Below are 16434 nucleotides of genomic sequence, written 5' to 3' on the forward strand. Positions count from 1 at the left end.
CAAGTCCCGCCGAAACTGGACAGATTCTTGCATTTATAGGGTCAGGCGCCATTTCTGGCGCGAGTATAGGATGGTCATGGCCGGTTCCGGTGTCATCAGCGACGTCTCGCTTACATTGATCAACGTGCTCGACACGGCGCTCGGATCCTTGTTTCCGGCGCCTGCCCCGCAGGTAATCCTGCACGACCTGCAAGGCGTGATCTCGACAAATCCGGCGACGCTGGCGGTGCTGCTTTATGAGGTGACAGAAGACGCCTCCACCCGGAATCGGCCGATGCAGCGCGCCGTTACCGCTGGGGGGCGCGTGCTGCGCAAGCCGTTGATGACGCTGATCCTGCGCTACATGATCGTGCCCTATGCCGGGGACCGTCTGACCGAGCAACAGATGCTGGGCCGGGCGATGCAGACGATCTATGACAATTCGATCTTTTCGGGTCCCGACCTGCGCGGCGCGGCGGCGCCGGCCGGTCTGGTCGGGTCCTCGGACACGCTTGCCGCGACGCTCGACCCGCTCAGCCTGGAAGAACGAACGCGGGTCTGGCACGCCATCCAGAAGCCCTACCGGTTGTCGATCTGCTATCAGATCCGGGTTGCCAATGTCGAACCGACCATCGACGTGCCGACCGATCTGGTGCGCAGCCGGAACTTCGATCAGGCCGTTCCGGTGGGCGAATGACCCAGTGGCGCATCATATCCGCCGCACGGCGCGTCACCTTCTGCCCGGTGGCGCTTGATCTGCGAGACGAATTCACCGGGCGCGGCGCGTTCGGCCCGATCGGCCTCAGGCTCGACCGGCAGATCGGGTCAGACTGGGCCCCGACCAACCTTCAGCCAGCGCGCAATTCGGCCGGCGTGTTCCTTTATACCGGGCTTGGCCGGATGTTTGATCCGGCGGCATTGCCGGGCTTTCGCATCCGCGTGCGGATCGAGGCGGAATATTACCGGCCTGCCTTCGGCACCACCGATGACGGTATCGAGTTCGACGTGCCGACCTATAACGACACGGTCCCGCCGCTGGTGTCGCCGCTGGTGCCCGAGGTGGTCTTGATGCTGCCGACGACGGGCTATCCCTTTGGTGGCCATGTGCGGCGGATCCATGGCCGGGTACTGGACCCCGGCGGCGCGCCCCTGGCCGATGCCACGGTCGAGGCTGATGGCGTCGAGCGGGTGATCACCGATGAACGCGGCGCCTTCACCCTGCCGCTGCGCTGGCAGACCGCCACCGCGAACGTCAACGTGGCGCATCTGCGCAGTGGCCAGGTTGCTGCGCAGATCTTTAACCTTCCCGCCGATCTTACCGGCAACCACGACATCACTGTGACCTGAAAGGGACGCCAAACGCGTCGATAGCCAAGGAGGCCGACATGCCAGAATATCTCGCCCCAGGCGTCTACATGGAGGAAATCCCGAGCGGCCCGGTGCCGATCGAAGGGGTTTCGACCAGCACCGCGGGGTTTGCCGGGCTGACCGAGCGCGGCCCGACACAGCCCCGGCTTGTGACTGGATGGGGCGACTACGTGGCCTGGTTCGGCGGCCTGATCGACCCGGCCGAAAGCTTCCTGCCCTGGGCGGTGAAGGGATTTTTCGACAATGCCGGCCTGCGGATGTTCGTGGCCCGGGTGATCCGCAACGACGCCACGATCGCGGCGCTGGATCATCCGACCGCGGGCGCGGGCCAGACCGTACTGATCAGCGCGCAGGCCGAGGGCGCATGGGGTGACCGCATCTTCCTGCGAATCGCCGCCGGCACCAATTTCGATCCAGCCAATCCGCCGCCGCGCCCGCCGATCACGGTGACGGTGCTTTACTACGCGACGATGCCGCCGCTGCCGTTCGTTGATCCGCTGGACAATGCCAATATCGCCGATCCGAACCGGCGCGAGCCCACCGTGGTCGAACAGTTCGAGAATGTGGGCTGGCACCCTGACGAGCAGGATTTTTTCATCGACTACATCAACGCACGCTCCAAGTTGATTGATCTCGGCTGGACCGACCTGACCCAGCCGTCAGCGCGCCCGAACGACACCGGTTTCGTGCAACTCACCAGCCTGCGGGGCATTGATGGTGTCGCACCGCTTGGCGCGGGCGCTTTCGCGGGCAATGTTGCGGCGCCCGCGGGCACCCGTACGGGACTGGCCGGACTGGCCGATATCGACGAGATCTCGATCCTTGCTGCGCCCGACCACGTCAACGCCACGGCGCTGCCGAACATCGCCGACCGCGACGCGCTGCGCAACAACGTGATCAACCAGTGCGAGATCCTGAAGGACCGTTTCGCCGTCGTCAGCGTGGCCGCCGGGCAGGGCAACATCGCGGGCCTGCGCCCGCCGCGGGACAGTTCATACGCCGCGTTCTACGCGCCCTGGATCCGGGTCTTCGATCCGCGCACCTCCGGAACCCACCTGGTGCCACCCGTCGGCCATGTGGCGGGGATCTATGCCCGCGTCGATGTGGAGCGCGGGGTGCACAAGGCGCCCGCCAACGAGGTGGTGCGCGGCATGGTGACGTCGAACATCAACGCCACGCGGCGGCCGCTGGAATTCACCTTCGGCAAGGGCGAGCAGGACATCCTGAACCCGCGAAGCGTCAACGTGATCCGCGACTTCCGCGCCGACCGGCGGGGCATCCGGGTCTATGGCGGGCGCACGATGTCGTCCGATCCGACCTGGCGCTATGTCAACGTCCGCCGCTTGCTTCTTTATATCGAAGAATCAATCGAGGAAGGCACGCAATGGGTCGTGTTCGAGCCGAATGACGAGCCGCTCTGGGCGCGGGTGCGCCAGAGCGTGCGCAACTTCCTTCTGCTGACCTGGCGCAGCGGCGCCCTGCAGGGCCAGAAGGAGAACGAGGCCTTCTTCGTCAAGTGCGACCGCACCACCATGACCCAAGCGGATATCGATGCGGGACGGCTGATCTGCCACATCGGGGTCGCCCCGGTGAAACCGGCCGAATTCGTGATCTTCCGCATCCAGCTCAACACCTCGACCGAGTAAGGAGACGCTCCCATGCCGACCATCCAGCGAAACGACCCCTACTCGTCGTACAACTTCCTGCTCACGGTGAACGGGATCTCGAACGACGGCGAGGCCGTCGGCGGATCGTTCACCGAGATCGGAGGGCTTGAGTTCGAGCTGAGCCCGATCGAATACCGCAACGGCAGCGAGGCGATCACGCCGCGCAAGATGCCGGGGCTGGCCAAGTACACCAACATCACCTGCAAGCGCGGCGCGACCGGCGACCTGATCTTCTGGAACTGGGTCCTGGCCGGCGTTCAGGGGTCGATCATCCGAGCGGACGGATCGGTGATCCTGCTCGACGAGAACCGGGGCGAGGTCATGCGCTGGAACTTCCGCCGGGCCTGGCCCTGCAAGTATACCGGTCCAGGCTTCAACGCCGCCAACAACGAGATCGCCATGGAAACCCTCGAGCTTTGCCACGAGGGCCTGGAGATCGATCAGTAAGATGGTCCTGCGTCCACTTCCCCCGGGCGGCCTGCCCCGCGTCACTTTCGAAGCGCGGCGGCCGTCGGAACTGGCCCCCCTGCGCACCGATATCGCGCTGGCCCTTGGCACGGCACCGCGCGGGCCGGTGGACATGCCTGTGCGGATCGAGGGCTGGCGGACCTATGAGAGCGTGTTCGGCGGCATGACGGCGGACTCGTTCACGGGGCACGCGCTGAAGGGATATTTCGAGAATGGCGGACAGATCGCCTGGGTGCTGCGGTTGGCGCCGGGGGCGCGGCCGGCGAGTGGACTGTGGGCGGTCTTAGGTGACGGTGGCTTTGCGCCCGAACGGCTGGGGCAGGAAGCGTTTCGGGTCAGTGCTGCGACGCCGGGCGCATGGGGCGGGGCGGTGAGCGTGCGCCCCCGCTTCCGCGTGCTGTCGAATGGCGCGGGCGTCATCGACATCGACGTGCATGACGGCGGCCGGATTGTCGAACAACTGGTCGGGATCGACCCTGCGGCGCTGTCGGTGACGGTGGCGGAGCGGTCGGCGCTGATCCGGATCGATCCTGAGGTGGGGGCGGCACCGCTGCCACCGGCGGCGGGCGCTGGACCGCGCGTCCGGATCTGGGGGCCGGTGGCGTTGTCCGGTGGGATCGACGGCGCAGCGCCGGCGCGCGCGGACTATGCCACAGCTCTCGAACACGCGCTGGAAGAACCCGAACCGGCGCTAATCGTGCTTCCCGATCTGCACCGGCATGTTGGACCGGATGATGCGGCGGCGGTGCTTCTTGCCGCCGCGCGGATGGTCGATCCGCTGCTAGACCGGATGGTGGTGGCGGATGCGCCCGAGGCGATCGGAACCGCGGCGGACGCCACGGCCTGGATTGAGCGATTCGGCGGTGATCCGGCGGTACACCGGACGGTTGCCACCTATCACCCCTGGATCGACATGCGCGACCCGGTCGGCTCGCTGGCCGCGCCGCTGCGCAGGCTGCCGCCGTCGGGGCATGTGGCGGGTGCGATCAGCCGCCTCGACCGGACGCAGGGCGCCTATGTGACGCCTGCCAACACCTCGCTGAGTGAGGCCGTCGATCTGGCACGCCGGTTCGAGCCGGCAGATCAGGACGCGCTGTCGAGCATAGGACTGAACGCGCTGCGCTGCCAGTCGGCGCGCGGCATCGTGGTCTGGGGCGGGCGCATGACGCGCAGCGACGACGCCCGCACCCGCTTCGTCGCACATCGCCGTCTTGTCCACCGGATCGTGCGGGCGCTGCGCCGCACCTGGGCGCCGATGGTGTTCGAGCCGAATGACGACGCGCAGCGCTTTGCCATCGCGCGTTCGGCGACGACGCTGCTGTTGGAGGCATTCCATGCCAACGTGCTGAAGGGCAACCGCCCCGACGAGGCCTTTCGCGTCATCGTCGACGATACGGTCAATACGCCCCAGACGCGCGAGGCGGGACAGTTGTTCTGCGAGATCGCCATCGCGCCAGCGACACCGATGGAATTCATCCATTTCCGGGTTGGGCTGAGCGCCGACGGAACCGTGGAGTTCATCGAGCCATGAGCGACGATGTCCAGAATGCCTTTCGGTTTCTCGTGACACTCGATCCGTTCGATGCGTTCGTTCCGCGCGAGCTGATCGCGACCGCGCTGGAACTGGCGCCAGGTGCCTTCCAGTCCTGCACCGGACTTGGCGGCGAACTGGAAGTGACCGGCTATCCCGAAGGCGGGCGGAACGATTATGTGCACCAGCTTCCGGTCCGCCACAGCTGGGGGCGGATCACGCTATCGAAGGGCATCGCCCGCGACCCGATCCTCTTCGCCTGGTACGAGGCGGGTCTGTTCGGGTCGCTTGGCGCGCGGCGTGACGGCGCGATCATCATGCAGACCCCGCAGGGTATACCCACGATGATCTGGACCTTCACCGGCGGTCTCGCCGCGCGCTGGAGCGGCCCCGACTTCAACGCCGGCCAGGACGGCCTTGCCATCGAAAGTATCGAAATCGCGCATCAGGGCATCAAGGCGGTGCCCGGACCCGCGCTGCTGGGGTTTGCATGACCATGATCCAGATCGACAAGCTGACCATCACCGTGACAGTCGAGGGCGACGCTGATGCCGGCGAACGCGCCTTCGCCCTCCTGTTCGACAAGTTCAACCGCCTGCGCGACGAACGTCTGGCGCAGCGAACCGAACAGAGTGCCACACTGGCGCGCGACCGGTCGCTGAACCCGCGCGGTGGGAGGCACTGATGGACCTGAACCCGCCGCAGATACCCTTCCTGTCGGTTGGTGGCGACTTCGAGAAGGCGATTCTGAAGATCGTCGTGCCCGAGGTCGACGAACCGGAAATCCCGTTGAAGTTCAATCCGACGAGCTACCAGCTTCAGAAGGCCAACACCTTTTCCGAGATCGAGATCCCGGGGCTCGAGACGCCGCCGATCCAGTACATCCGCGGCGGCAACGAGACGCTTCGCTTCGACGCCCTGTTCGACACCTCCGACAGTCAGAAGAACGTCCGTGAGGAATATGTCGATAAGGTCGCGAACCTGATGCGGATCAATTCCGAACTGCACGCCCCGCCGATCGTCCAATTCGTCTGGGAGACCGAAATCTTCCAGGGCGTGGTGTCGGACATGTCGGTCTCTTACGTCCTGTTCACGCCGAAGGGCATCCCGATGCGCGCCGAGGTCAGCCTGACACTGACCGCCTATCGTCCGGTCGAGGTCCAGATCGCCGAGCGGCCGCGCAATTCGCCCGATGTCGAGAAGAGCGTGACGCTCAGGCGCGGCGACCGGCTCGACCAGATCGCCTCGGGCGTCTACCAGGATCCGGCGCGCTGGCGCGACATCGCCCGCTCCAACGGCATCCGCGACCCGCGCCGGCTGGTTCCAGGCGCCCTGCTTCTGGTCCCGCGCATCAGCCGGGGACGGGGGCAGGCATGAGCTTTTTCGCCACCACCATCAACGGCCTGCCGCCCACCGGCCACTATGCCCCCGACTTCCAGGTCGAGATCGAGGGCGAACCGCTGGATCCTGAATCGAAGGGCGACGTGCTGTCGCTCAAGGTCGTGATGGATCTGGAAAACATGACCAGCGCCGAGATCGAGCTGAACAACTGGGACGACCGCCGCGTGTGGTTCAAGTATTCCGACCAGTCCGGAATCTATGTCGGCAACCGGGTCCATGTGAAGATGGGCTATGCGGACCGGATCCTGTCGATGCTCGAAGGCAGGATCAACAGCCTGACGCCGCAGTTCCCTTCGACCGGGTCCTCCACACTGTCGGTCGGTGTTCTGGACAACATGCAGCTTCTGAAGGACCGCCGCCCCGCCGAGGGCGAGCAGCGCCAGTTTCGGGGAATGACTGACCCCGAGATCGCGCGCGCCATCGCCACGCGCAACGGGCTGGAGGCGGATGTCGATGATGGCGGGGCCGAGCACGACGAGGTGATCCAGGGCGACCTTGATGATGCCCAATTCCTGACCCAGCGCGCGCGCCGGACCGACAGCGACTGCTTCATCTATACAGATCCCGACAGCGGTGCCGCGAAGCTGCGTTTCGGCGCCCCGCGCGACGAGCGGGCGGGAGGGCGGGCGCGCAACCATGCCTTCGTCTGGGGCGAGTCGCTCAAGTCGTTCAGCCCGACGCTGACCATGTCGAGCCAAGTCGCGCAGGTCACCGTGCGCGGCTGGAACGAGGAAGAGATGGAACCCATCGTCGCCACCGCGACCCAAGCCGACATCGCGGACGCGGCGGGCGGCAACACCGGTGCCGGCAATGCTGAGACTGCGGTGGGCGGGCGCGAGGATGTGGTGATCGGCGCCGCAGTGACCACCCAGGCCGAGGCGGACGCGCTGGCCCGCGCACTTTTGCGCGAGCGCGCCTATGAGTTCATCACCGGCAAGGGCGAGATCATCGGCCTGCCAGATCTGCGACCGGGCGACACCATGACCATCGCGGGCCTCGGCGACCGGTTCAGCGGCACCTATTACGTCAAGAAGGTCGAGCACGAGATCGGCTCGGGCGGGTACGGCACGCGGTTCGAGGTGCGAAAATCTTACGACGAGGGGGCCAACTCATGACCGCACAATCCTATTCCAGCGAATTCGGCGAATGCACCGAAACCTTCTATGGCCTCTATCCCGGCGTCGCCGAGAACGTGGTGGACCCCGAGAACCGTGGCCGGATCACGGTGCTGCTGCCCTGGATCTCGGACACCTACGAGACCCGCTTCGCCCTCGTGGCGCAGGTCTATGCGGGGGACGGCTACGGAACGGTCTGGCTTCCCGAGCAGGGCGATCAGGTCGTTGTGGCCTTCATGAAGGGCCAGCTTTCTCGGCCTGTCGTGCTTGGGTCGATCTACGCCAAGAAGCGCAAGCCGAAGGCGGGGCGCACCGACAGCGAAGACCCGAAGATCTTTCGCACCAAGGGCGGACATTACCTTCTGATGGAGGACAAGAAAGGCCAGCGGATCGAGCTTGTCGATCTGACCGGCAGGAATTCGGTGGTAATCGACAGTGAGTCCAACAGCGTGACGGTAAAGGCCAGTAGCAATCTCACGCTAGAGGCGGGTTCCGACATCACCATAAACGCGGGCGGGTCGCTGACGATCAAGGCCGCAGGCGCAGTCAGCCTATCGGGAAGCACGATCAACCTGAACTGAGGGAGGCGACACCATGGGTCAACCCGCAGCGAAAGAAGGCGACACAGTGGTCGGGGTCGACATTCATGTCGTGCTGGTCCCCGCACCGCCGGCATCGCCGGTTCCAACGCCTCTGCCCCACCGGTTTTCCGGGCCACTTGTTAGCGATCTGTCGTCGGATGTGAAGATCGAGGGGCTTGCGGCCGCCACGGAAGGCAGCGTGGCCGAGAACCGTCCGCCGCATATCCCCACACCGCCCGGCGTATCGTTCCAGTCGCCGCCCGACAACAGCGGCACGGTCCAAAGCGGCAGTACCACTGTGAAGATCAACGGCAAGGCCGCGGCACGTGTTGGAGATCCGGTGCAGACCTGCGATGGCAGCGGGGCGATCACCGGCGTTTCCACAGTGATGATCGGATAGGGCGATGAGCGTGCGAGACGATATCATCGGCTTCGGGTGGCGGTTCCCGCTCCTGCCCGACGCGCGCGGCCGCCTGGGTTACGTGGGCGGCGAGGACAATATCGAGCAGTCGCTGCGCATCCTGCTTCTGACAAGCCTGCGCGAGCGCGTCATGCGCAGCGATTTCGGCACTTCGGCCCGCGAGCAGATCTTCGCGCCGGGATCCGAGAAGGGACTGCGCCTGCTGGAGCGTCGCGTCGCGGCGGCGCTGCGCGATCACGAGCCGCGGATCGAGGTCAAGAACCTGCGCGCCGAGGCCGATCCGCGCGACGAGACCCATGTGAACCTCGAGATCAGCTATCAGATCCGCGCCACCTATGTGCGCGGCAACCTGGTGTTTCCGTTCTATATCGACGGCTTCGGACCTGAGGAGGCCGCGTCATGACCGCGCTTGCCCCCCTGTCGCTCGACGATCTGACCTACGAGGATCTGCGCCTGATGGCCCTGCGGCGGATCCCTGGGGCCTCGGGGGGCCGCTGGACCCATCACGCTCCCGTCGATCCCGGAGTCACGCTGCTGGAACTGTTCGCGTTCCTGCTGGAGCAGCAGTTGTTCGTGTTGGATCAGGCGCCCGATGCCCTGACCCATGCGCTGCTGGCGCTGCTGGGCGAGGTGCCGCGTGGCACTGGGGTCGCGACCACGGTCGTGGCGCTCCGGCCGCGGACGCTGGCGGCATCGCGGATCCTGCCCGCAGGAACGCAGATCCGGCCGGAGGGGGCCGCGCCGTCGGCGATGATCTTCTCGACAAGGCAGGGCGTTTTGCTGCCGCCGGTGGTGAGCCATGAGGTCTTCGCGGACGGCGTATCCGTGACTGACCGGCTGGAGCGTGGCGACAGCGTGGCGGTGATGGCGCGTCATGGTGCGGCGGGATCGCTTGGCGTTGAGGTGCGGCTCCGCGCGCCGGTCGCGCCTGGGGATGTGGGCGCGCGGGTAGCCATCGCGGTCGTACTGGACGGATCGGGCGTCGCGCCGGAATGGCATGCCGAGGCCGCCGAAGCGCCACCGCCGGGGCCGCTGGTGCTGTCTTGGTCGGTGCCGGGTACGGGGGGCACAGGGGGTGCGGTAGAGGACTGGCAAGACGGGACCGGGGGATTGCGGCGGTCGGGCCTGATCACCTTTGCTCTGCCTGCGGGTGCCGCGGGCGCCGACCGCCTGCGCCTGACCCTGTCCACCGAGGCCGCGCGCCATGCCGAGCCGCCGAGACTGACGGCGCTGGCCATGGGTGCGGTGGTGGCCGAGCACAGCCGCGGCGTAGAGATTGCCGATCACGATACCGGCAACGCGGCGCGGGACCGGCTGCGCGCCGAGATTCTAGCGTCCCTGTCTAGGTTGCTGCCGATCTCGGGGCAGATGCTCGATCTGCCCATGGAGTTCTCACCCGTGATCGAAGACACGCTTGCGCTGCGGCTAGCCGATGCGGTGGGAACCTTTCACGACTGGGTGCGGCTCCCTGACCTCGGTCCCGCCGCCCCTGAAAACCGCGTCTTCAGCTTCGATCGCAGCCTCGGGCGGCTGGTCTTCGGCGACGGCTATGCCGGGCGCGTCCCCGCACCCGCGACCAATATCGCGTTGTCCGCGCGAATTGGCGGCGGGCCGGACGGAAACCATGCGGCAGGAATGATCTGGCGCGCCGCAGAGCCAGGCCTGACCTTCGAGCTTCAATCGCTGGCGCCCGCCGAGGGCGGTGCGGAGCCCGAGCCCCTGGCCGAGGCCCGCGCGCGGGTGGCAGGGGCGCTTGCGGCGCGTCACCGTGCGGTGACCTCCGAAGATTTCGTGGATCTGGCCGAAACCGCGCCGGGTATCGGCCCGCACCGGGCCTTTGTGATCGCGGGCCACGATCCGAATTTCCCCTGCCTGTACATCGCCGACAGCGTGACGGTTTTCATCGTTCCGCGAACTGAAATCCACACACCCGCCCCGCGCGCCGACGACGGCGCGCTTTCCGTGATCGGCGCACGGCTCGACGCCGCGCGGATGCTGACCACGCGTGTCTTCGTGCGACGCCCGGCCTTCCGACCTGTCGATCTGAGCATCGAGGTCTCGACGGCCACGGGCGCGCCCGGTCCGCTGGCGGAGATCCTGCGCCCGGTCCTGTCGGAGTATTTGCATCCCGGATTGGGCGGACCCTCCGGCACCGGTTGGGACTTCGGTCGCCCGCTGCACCCTTCCGAACTGCTCCGGGTGGCCGAACCGGCATTGCCGGCCGGGGCGCGGGTCGAGCGCGTCGCGATTCGTCTTGGTGACACCGATGCGCCTGCTGAGGACTGCACCGAGGTCGCCACCGGCCCATCGGATCTGGTGCGGCTCAACCGTCTGGTCGTGCGCGTCCGGCGCGAAGCAGCCGGGGAGGCCACGCTATGACCCGTCCGTGGTGGGAGAGCCCGTGCGTACCGGCAACCATCGTGGATGGTGTGCCCGTGCTGATGCCGGGCGGTCGGGCTGCGGCGATTGCGGCGCTTCAGGCGCGCATCGCGGGCTATGTGCCCGAATGGCGCGACCTTGGCGAAGAGGATGCGGGCGTCGCGCTGGTACGTCTGTTCGGGCTGCTACTCGACCCGATCCTCGCGCGCGCTGAACGGCTGCCCGAGAAGGCGATGGTGGAGTTCCTGTGTGCAGCCGGGCTGAGCCTGTCCTCCGCGCGCGCGGCCACCGCCATCGCCGTCTTCACGCCCGACGAGCGAAATACCGCGCCGGTGGAGATCCCGCCCGGCACGCGGTTGCTGAGCGCGCGGGCCGATGGCGAGAAGGGCGACGTCACTTGGGAAACCTCCATCGGGCTGAGCGTGCCCAACCTCACGCTGGTCGAACGCCAGGCCTTCGACGGCGAGGTCGTGTTGAAGGTATCCGAGGGCGAGACTTTCGCGGCCTTCGGCGACTGGCCCGAGGTCGGTGCCGCGCTCTATCTGGGGTTCGAGGGCGTCGGCCGGGTTGCCGGACAGCTTTCACTCGCGTTCGAACCTGCCGACAACGGCGCGCCATTGCCGGTGGCGGAGGGCGGCGCGGCGCTTCCGGTGCGCCCGGCACCACAGCTTCGTTGGGAAGCCCTGACCAATCGCGGCTTCCAGCCCGTCGATGTCGAGGCCGACACGACCGACGCGCTCGGCCGCACCGGGATCGTCACGCTTTCGCTTCCCAGCACGGTGGTTGCCGGGCGTCCCGCCGCTGTCGGTACCGGCGATCCGCTTTTCTGGCTGCGACTCCGGCTTGCCGGTGGAAGGCTCGACCCGTCGCCCCGGCTTCGCTCCGTTCACGCCCACGCGGTCGCCATCACGGCAGGTGAAACCGTGCGCAACGAATTCCCGGTACAGCAGGCTGCCGGGCAGTCGTCGCGCGTGAAGCTTGCACGCGCGCCAGTCCTTTCGGGGTCGGTCGTGCTGGAGGTCGACGAAGGTGCTTCGGGTGCCGACCTGTTCGCCTTGGATGAAGGGGATGACGCAGGGACCGGATCCAGCGGCACCTTCCGGCAGTGGGAGGAAGTCGCGACGCTGGCCGGCCAGCGGCCCGACGCAAGGGTCTTCATGCTTGATACCGCCACTGGCGAGATCCTGTTCGGCGACGGGCGCGAGGGGCGCGCACCGCCGCCAGGCATCCGGGTCGTGGCGGTGCGCGCCTACTCAGTCACCCTCGGGGCGGCGGGCAATGTCGACGTGGATGCGATAACGCGCCTGCCGGTGCGGATCACGGGCGTCTCGGGGGTGACCAACCCGTTTCGGGCCGAAGGCGGCGCCGCTGCCGAGGAACCGGCGGCAGCAATTGGCACGGGCCCGGCCATGATCAAGACACGTGGACGGGCGGTCAGCACCGGCGACATGGCGCTGCTCGCCCGGCAAGCCCCCGGCGCGAATGTCCTGAAGGCCTATGCGCTGAGCGGGATCGATCCGGCCTTTCCCGGCGCGAACCGGCCCGGCACCGTCGGTGTCTTCATCGTGCCGCGCCGCGATCTTTCGGAGCCATCCGATGCCCCGCCGGTGTCGACGAGTGCCACGCTTGGCGCGGTCGCGCGGCATCTGGCGCGGGCGGTCGGGCCGCTGGGCGCGCGAATCGTCGCGGCCGCGCCGCGTTATGAGAGGGTGCGGATCGAGGCGACGCTGGCCGTGGCAGCCGGGGCCGACCCGTTGGCAGCCGAACGCGCCGCCCGCGCTGCGCTCGACCGCTGGCTGAACCCGGAAGCCGCGGAATGGCGGATCGGCGCGGTGCTGCGCCATGCCGACCTGACCCATGTCGTCCTGGAAGCCGATGACGGCATCGCGGCGGTGCCGTTCCTGGCGGTGACGCTCGACGGGATCGGATACCCGGCCTGCGCGGACGTGGCCCTGCGCCGCTTCAGCCTGCCCTGGCCGGACCGGCATCGACTTGTCGTGGAAACCGAGGAGGCCCAAGCATGAGCTGCCTTCCGAACGAGCCCCGGTTCCGGCTTCTCGACCACCTGACCGGCTGGGACGAATACAGCGCGCAGGGCTTGACGGGCCTAGGCGACGATGGCGGCGTCCGGATGGAAGGCGGCCTGGAGGGGCTGACGCCCGACGCGATCGATCCCTACATTCCGCTGCCTGCCCTGGCGCCGGGCTGCAACCCGTACGACTGGTATCTGGCGGCGCGCGCGGCTCCGGCCAGCACGATCAGGGCACTTGACGGCTGTTCAAACAAATGGCGCGAGGCCTGGCCGCGCGGCTGCGTTCCCGTGGCCTTCGGGCGTGCCGTCGCGGTCGCCGTAGATCGCCACAGGGTCGCGGTGGCGGATGCGGCAGCGGGGCGGGTCTGGGTGCTGCTTCTGAAGGGCGCGCGGATCCTGGCCGAGATCGCGGTGGACGCGCCCCGCGATGTCAGCTTCGGACCTGCGGGCGAGATCGTCGTCGCGGCCCATGGCGGCACCGCGCTGTTGCGTTTCACCCCCAACGGCCGACCGCTTGGCGCATGGCTCGCCGCATTGCCGGAAGGCCGCATCGCCCGGATCGCGCATGATGCGAAGGGCCGCCTCTGGCTCGCGGTCGAGGCCGGGGCGGATCGCTTTACCCTCCACGCGCAGGAAACAGTTGCCGATCCGGCGTTTGTGCCGCGCGACGCCGACGACTTGACGACTGCCTTCACCCGCACGGCGATGCTGCGCAGCGACCGCTCGGGTTTCTGCCTTCTGCGCGGCGACGGCCACGGAACCGAGACGACGTTCTGCTGGGACTGGTTCGGGCGGTCGATTGCCGCCGATTGCGTCGGCAGCGCTGAGGGCGCGGCCTTTGCCCGTCAGGGCCAGCTTCTGACCCGCGCGCTCGACAGCGGCATCCCGCGCTGCCGCTGGCACCGCCTGATCCTCGACGCTGAGATCCCGGCGGGCACCCGGCTCGGCCTTGCCGTCGCCACCAGCGAGACGGCGCTTCCGACGGCACAGGGCACCGTCGATCCCGATTGGGCAGGATTCGCGCCGGGCCTGCCGCATCCCGGAGACTGGCAGGTCATCGAGCCCGGCCAGCTTGACGCGCTGATCCGCACCCCGCCGGGGCGTTACCTTTTCCTCCGTTTGCGCCTGAGCGGCGATGGCAGCGCCACGCCGCGAGTACGGCGCATCCACATCGACTTTCCGCGCGCCACCTCAGCCGATCTGCTGCCTTCCGTCTACCGCGAGGAGGGCGTGGCAGGCGATTTCACCGAACGATTTCTCAGCCTCTTCGACGCGAGCCTCGGGATGGTCGATGCCGCCGTCGCCCAGTTTCCGGCGCTGATCGATGGTGCCCGCGCCCGCGACGAGGTGCTGCCGTGGATCGCGCGCTTCCTTGCCGTCTCGCTGGACGAGACATGGGACGCCGCGACCCGGCGGCGGATCCTCAGGGCAGCACCCGATCTGTTCCGCCGCCGCGGCACGCGCGCCGGGCTGGCCGCATCGATCCGGCTTGCCTATGATCTTTCCGACGATCCGGCAATCACCGAACACGGGCTTGAACGCAACTGGGGCGCTGTGGCGGCGTCCGGCGCGCCCGGTCCCGCCGATGCCCGCCTGGGGCGCACTCGGCTGTTCAGCCGCAAGAGCGCGCGGCTGACCTTGGGCGTCTCGCCGCTGGGCCGAACGCCGGTGATGAGCTACGGCGATCCCGCCGCCGATCCCCATACCACGGGCGCGTTCCGCTTCACGGTTGCCGTGCCATCCGGCGTCGGGGCACAGACCGATGCGCTGTCGCGGCTGGTGGACGGGCAGAAGCCGGCCCATACGCTTGCCGTCCTCAGCGTCGGCAGCAGCACAGGGTTCCGGCTTGGCGGCGCGCTTCGGATCGGCATCGACACCCTGATCGCATGGCCTGCGCCACATGTGCTTGGCACGTCCCGTGGCCAGCTTGGCCACACCACGATCCTTGGCGGGTCCGCGCCGCCCGGTCCCGTGCTCGGCCGCAGCACCCTGACCAGCCCGCCCGCCGCCCAACCCATGTCCTGTCCGGAGTGAGAGTGATGGAAGACCAAATCCACGACGATCCCTGCAGCGACGACCGGGGCCCCTGCAATTGCCTGCACCGCCCGGTCCGGATGAACTATTTCCACGGCCAGCTCATCTGCGAGCGCGATCTTCGGACCGAGCAGACCTATTTCCGTGAGAAGCTGAAGCACGCCCATCGCTGCGTGTACGGTTACGGCATCCTTTGCGGGATGGTCGTGCACCCTGTCGCACCGCCGGAGGAATGCCTGCCCGACGACAGCGCGCGCCGGAAGGAATTGCGCGCGCAGATCGCTAGGCTCAAGGAGGAATTGACCGCGCTCAAAGAGAAGGCCCGCGAGGCGCAGGACGAGAAGGAGATCAAGGAGATCGATGCCCGCATCGACGCGGTTGCCGCCGAACGCGAGAAACTATTGCAGGAGCTTGACCGGCTGAACGGCGACCGCCCCGATCAGTCAGACGATCCTTGCGAGAAGGACAGCCCGCCGCTGCATCTGGTGCGCGTAACTTGCGGGGCTGCGATCGACTGCAACGGCAACGACGTGATCCTTGCGGGCGACCGGATCGTGGATGTGATGGCGCTGTTGAAATCGTCAGAACGCGAACAGCTGGCCGACGGCGCACCGCACCGGCTCTATCTGAGCCTCTGTTATGAAGAATGCGGCCGCGAGCCGACGCGCCCCTTCGCCATGGACGACTGCGCCACGACGAATGCCTGCCAGATGGCGCGGGTTGCCGAAGGCGCGCGGATCATCGCATCACTGACCGCCCCCGTAGACGATAGGCGCTGCGAGCCCTGTTGCACCTGCTGCGACGAGGCCTGCTTGCTACTCGCCGCGATCGAGGTCGTAAAGGACGAACCCATCGGAGGCGCGGATATCGACCATTCCGTCCGCCGGCGTTTCGGGCTTTACGACCCGACCGTCATCACCGGGATCAGCTGGGCGCATGGCGCCACCTATTCGGCCCGGACGGCCAACGCGATCCTCGGCACCAAGGACAAGGACGGCGGCATCGAGATCACCTTCTCGCGCCCCGTGCATGTGGCGACGATCACCCCAGGCACCGTGGAACTCATGCGCATCACCGGCGGCCGGGGGCTATCGGGCGTGATCGCGGCGATGGAGGGCGAGTTCGTCGATCTGCCCGCCGACGGGATGGTCGACCGCATCCGGTACCGCGACGCCACGGGCGAGACGGTCCAGCAGAAAGACAGGATCATGATCGTAGTGCGCGCGCCGTTCCTGCTCGACCGCTGCTGCCGACCGCTCGAGGGGCTGCATGTCGGCGGGCGCGTTCCACGCCTCAGGATCGAAAACGCGGCCGACGAGGCCGCCCGCAAGGAGGAGGCCGAGGCCGGCCTGCCCCACCGTGAAGTTTGCAACCATCCGCCCCACGGGCCGATGCCCTGGACAACCTCCGGACCCGGCAATTTCGAAAGCTGGTTCTGGATCGCCGGGGAATAGGAGG

The 16434-nt window shown here is 67.5% G+C and carries 16 protein-coding genes; all 16 read left to right on the forward strand.

The genetic code is table 11. From position 1 onward, the window contains the following. The first annotated feature begins 76 nt into the window (after nucleotides 1-76). The 16 genes from E4191_RS11025 (at nucleotide 77) to E4191_RS11100 (ending at nucleotide 16430) form a co-directional block, all read left to right on the forward strand. Nucleotides 77-676, forward strand: a complete 600-nt coding sequence (locus E4191_RS11025; RefSeq protein ID WP_176562702.1) for a DUF4255 domain-containing protein — start codon at nucleotides 77-79, stop codon at nucleotides 674-676. Continuing rightward, nucleotides 673-1326 (forward strand): carboxypeptidase-like regulatory domain-containing protein, encoded by a 654-nt coding sequence (locus tag E4191_RS11030; protein WP_135313446.1) that lies wholly within the window; start codon nucleotides 673-675, stop codon nucleotides 1324-1326. Before E4191_RS11025 ends, E4191_RS11030 begins: the two co-directional genes overlap by 4 nt. Nucleotides 1327-1364: 38 nt before the next feature. Beyond that, nucleotides 1365-2993, forward strand: coding sequence for a phage tail sheath family protein (locus tag E4191_RS11035; protein WP_135313447.1), 1629 nt, complete (start codon nucleotides 1365-1367; stop codon nucleotides 2991-2993). Between the two features lie 12 nt (nucleotides 2994-3005). Beyond that, a complete protein-coding gene (locus tag E4191_RS11040) occupies nucleotides 3006-3461 on the forward strand; it encodes a phage tail protein (protein WP_135313448.1) in 456 nt (151 codons plus the stop codon). A 1-nt stretch (nucleotide 3462) separates the two neighbouring features. After that, the gene (locus E4191_RS11045; protein WP_135313449.1) at nucleotides 3463-5013 is read left to right on the forward strand and encodes a phage tail sheath subtilisin-like domain-containing protein; all 1551 of its coding nucleotides are present in this window, start codon (nucleotides 3463-3465) and stop codon (nucleotides 5011-5013) included. After that, entirely contained in the window at nucleotides 5010-5507 is a 498-nt protein-coding gene (locus tag E4191_RS11050; RefSeq protein ID WP_135313450.1) for a phage tail protein, read from the forward strand. Before E4191_RS11045 ends, E4191_RS11050 begins: the two co-directional genes overlap by 4 nt. Then, nucleotides 5504-5698, forward strand: coding sequence for a hypothetical protein (locus E4191_RS11055; protein ID WP_135313451.1), 195 nt, complete (start codon nucleotides 5504-5506; stop codon nucleotides 5696-5698). The genes E4191_RS11050 and E4191_RS11055 overlap by 4 nt, the downstream gene beginning before the upstream one ends. Further along, a complete protein-coding gene (locus E4191_RS11060; RefSeq protein WP_135313452.1) occupies nucleotides 5698-6390 on the forward strand; it encodes a CIS tube protein in 693 nt (230 codons plus the stop codon). The genes E4191_RS11055 and E4191_RS11060 overlap by 1 nt, the downstream gene beginning before the upstream one ends. After that, a complete protein-coding gene (locus E4191_RS11065) occupies nucleotides 6387-7529 on the forward strand; it encodes a phage late control D family protein (RefSeq protein WP_135313453.1) in 1143 nt (380 codons plus the stop codon). Before E4191_RS11060 ends, E4191_RS11065 begins: the two co-directional genes overlap by 4 nt. Next, nucleotides 7526-8110, forward strand: a complete 585-nt coding sequence (locus E4191_RS11070) for a phage baseplate assembly protein V (RefSeq protein WP_135313454.1) — start codon at nucleotides 7526-7528, stop codon at nucleotides 8108-8110. Before E4191_RS11065 ends, E4191_RS11070 begins: the two co-directional genes overlap by 4 nt. A 13-nt stretch (nucleotides 8111-8123) precedes the next feature. Then, nucleotides 8124-8510 carry a PAAR domain-containing protein gene (locus E4191_RS11075; protein ID WP_135313455.1) on the forward strand — a complete coding sequence of 129 codons (387 nt, stop codon included), beginning with the start codon at nucleotides 8124-8126 and terminating at the stop codon, nucleotides 8508-8510. Between the two features lie 4 nt (nucleotides 8511-8514). Beyond that, nucleotides 8515-8934: a GPW/gp25 family protein gene (locus E4191_RS11080; protein ID WP_228461259.1), complete on the forward strand. Its 420-nt coding sequence runs from the start codon at nucleotides 8515-8517 to the stop codon at nucleotides 8932-8934. Beyond that, nucleotides 8931-10910, forward strand: a complete 1980-nt coding sequence (locus E4191_RS11085; RefSeq protein WP_135313456.1) for a baseplate J/gp47 family protein — start codon at nucleotides 8931-8933, stop codon at nucleotides 10908-10910. Before E4191_RS11080 ends, E4191_RS11085 begins: the two co-directional genes overlap by 4 nt. After that, a complete protein-coding gene (locus E4191_RS11090; protein WP_135313457.1) occupies nucleotides 10907-12934 on the forward strand; it encodes a putative baseplate assembly protein in 2028 nt (675 codons plus the stop codon). Before E4191_RS11085 ends, E4191_RS11090 begins: the two co-directional genes overlap by 4 nt. After that, nucleotides 12931-14976 (forward strand): phage tail protein, encoded by a 2046-nt coding sequence (locus tag E4191_RS11095; protein WP_135313458.1) that lies wholly within the window; start codon nucleotides 12931-12933, stop codon nucleotides 14974-14976. Before E4191_RS11090 ends, E4191_RS11095 begins: the two co-directional genes overlap by 4 nt. 80 nt (nucleotides 14977-15056) lie before the next feature. Next, nucleotides 15057-16430: a DUF4200 domain-containing protein gene (locus tag E4191_RS11100; RefSeq protein ID WP_135313459.1), complete on the forward strand. Its 1374-nt coding sequence runs from the start codon at nucleotides 15057-15059 to the stop codon at nucleotides 16428-16430. Nucleotides 16431-16434 lie beyond the last annotated feature (4 nt).

This window comes from Paracoccus liaowanqingii (assembly GCF_004683865.2).
In the GTDB taxonomy this organism is placed as follows: domain Bacteria; phylum Pseudomonadota; class Alphaproteobacteria; order Rhodobacterales; family Rhodobacteraceae; genus Paracoccus; species Paracoccus liaowanqingii.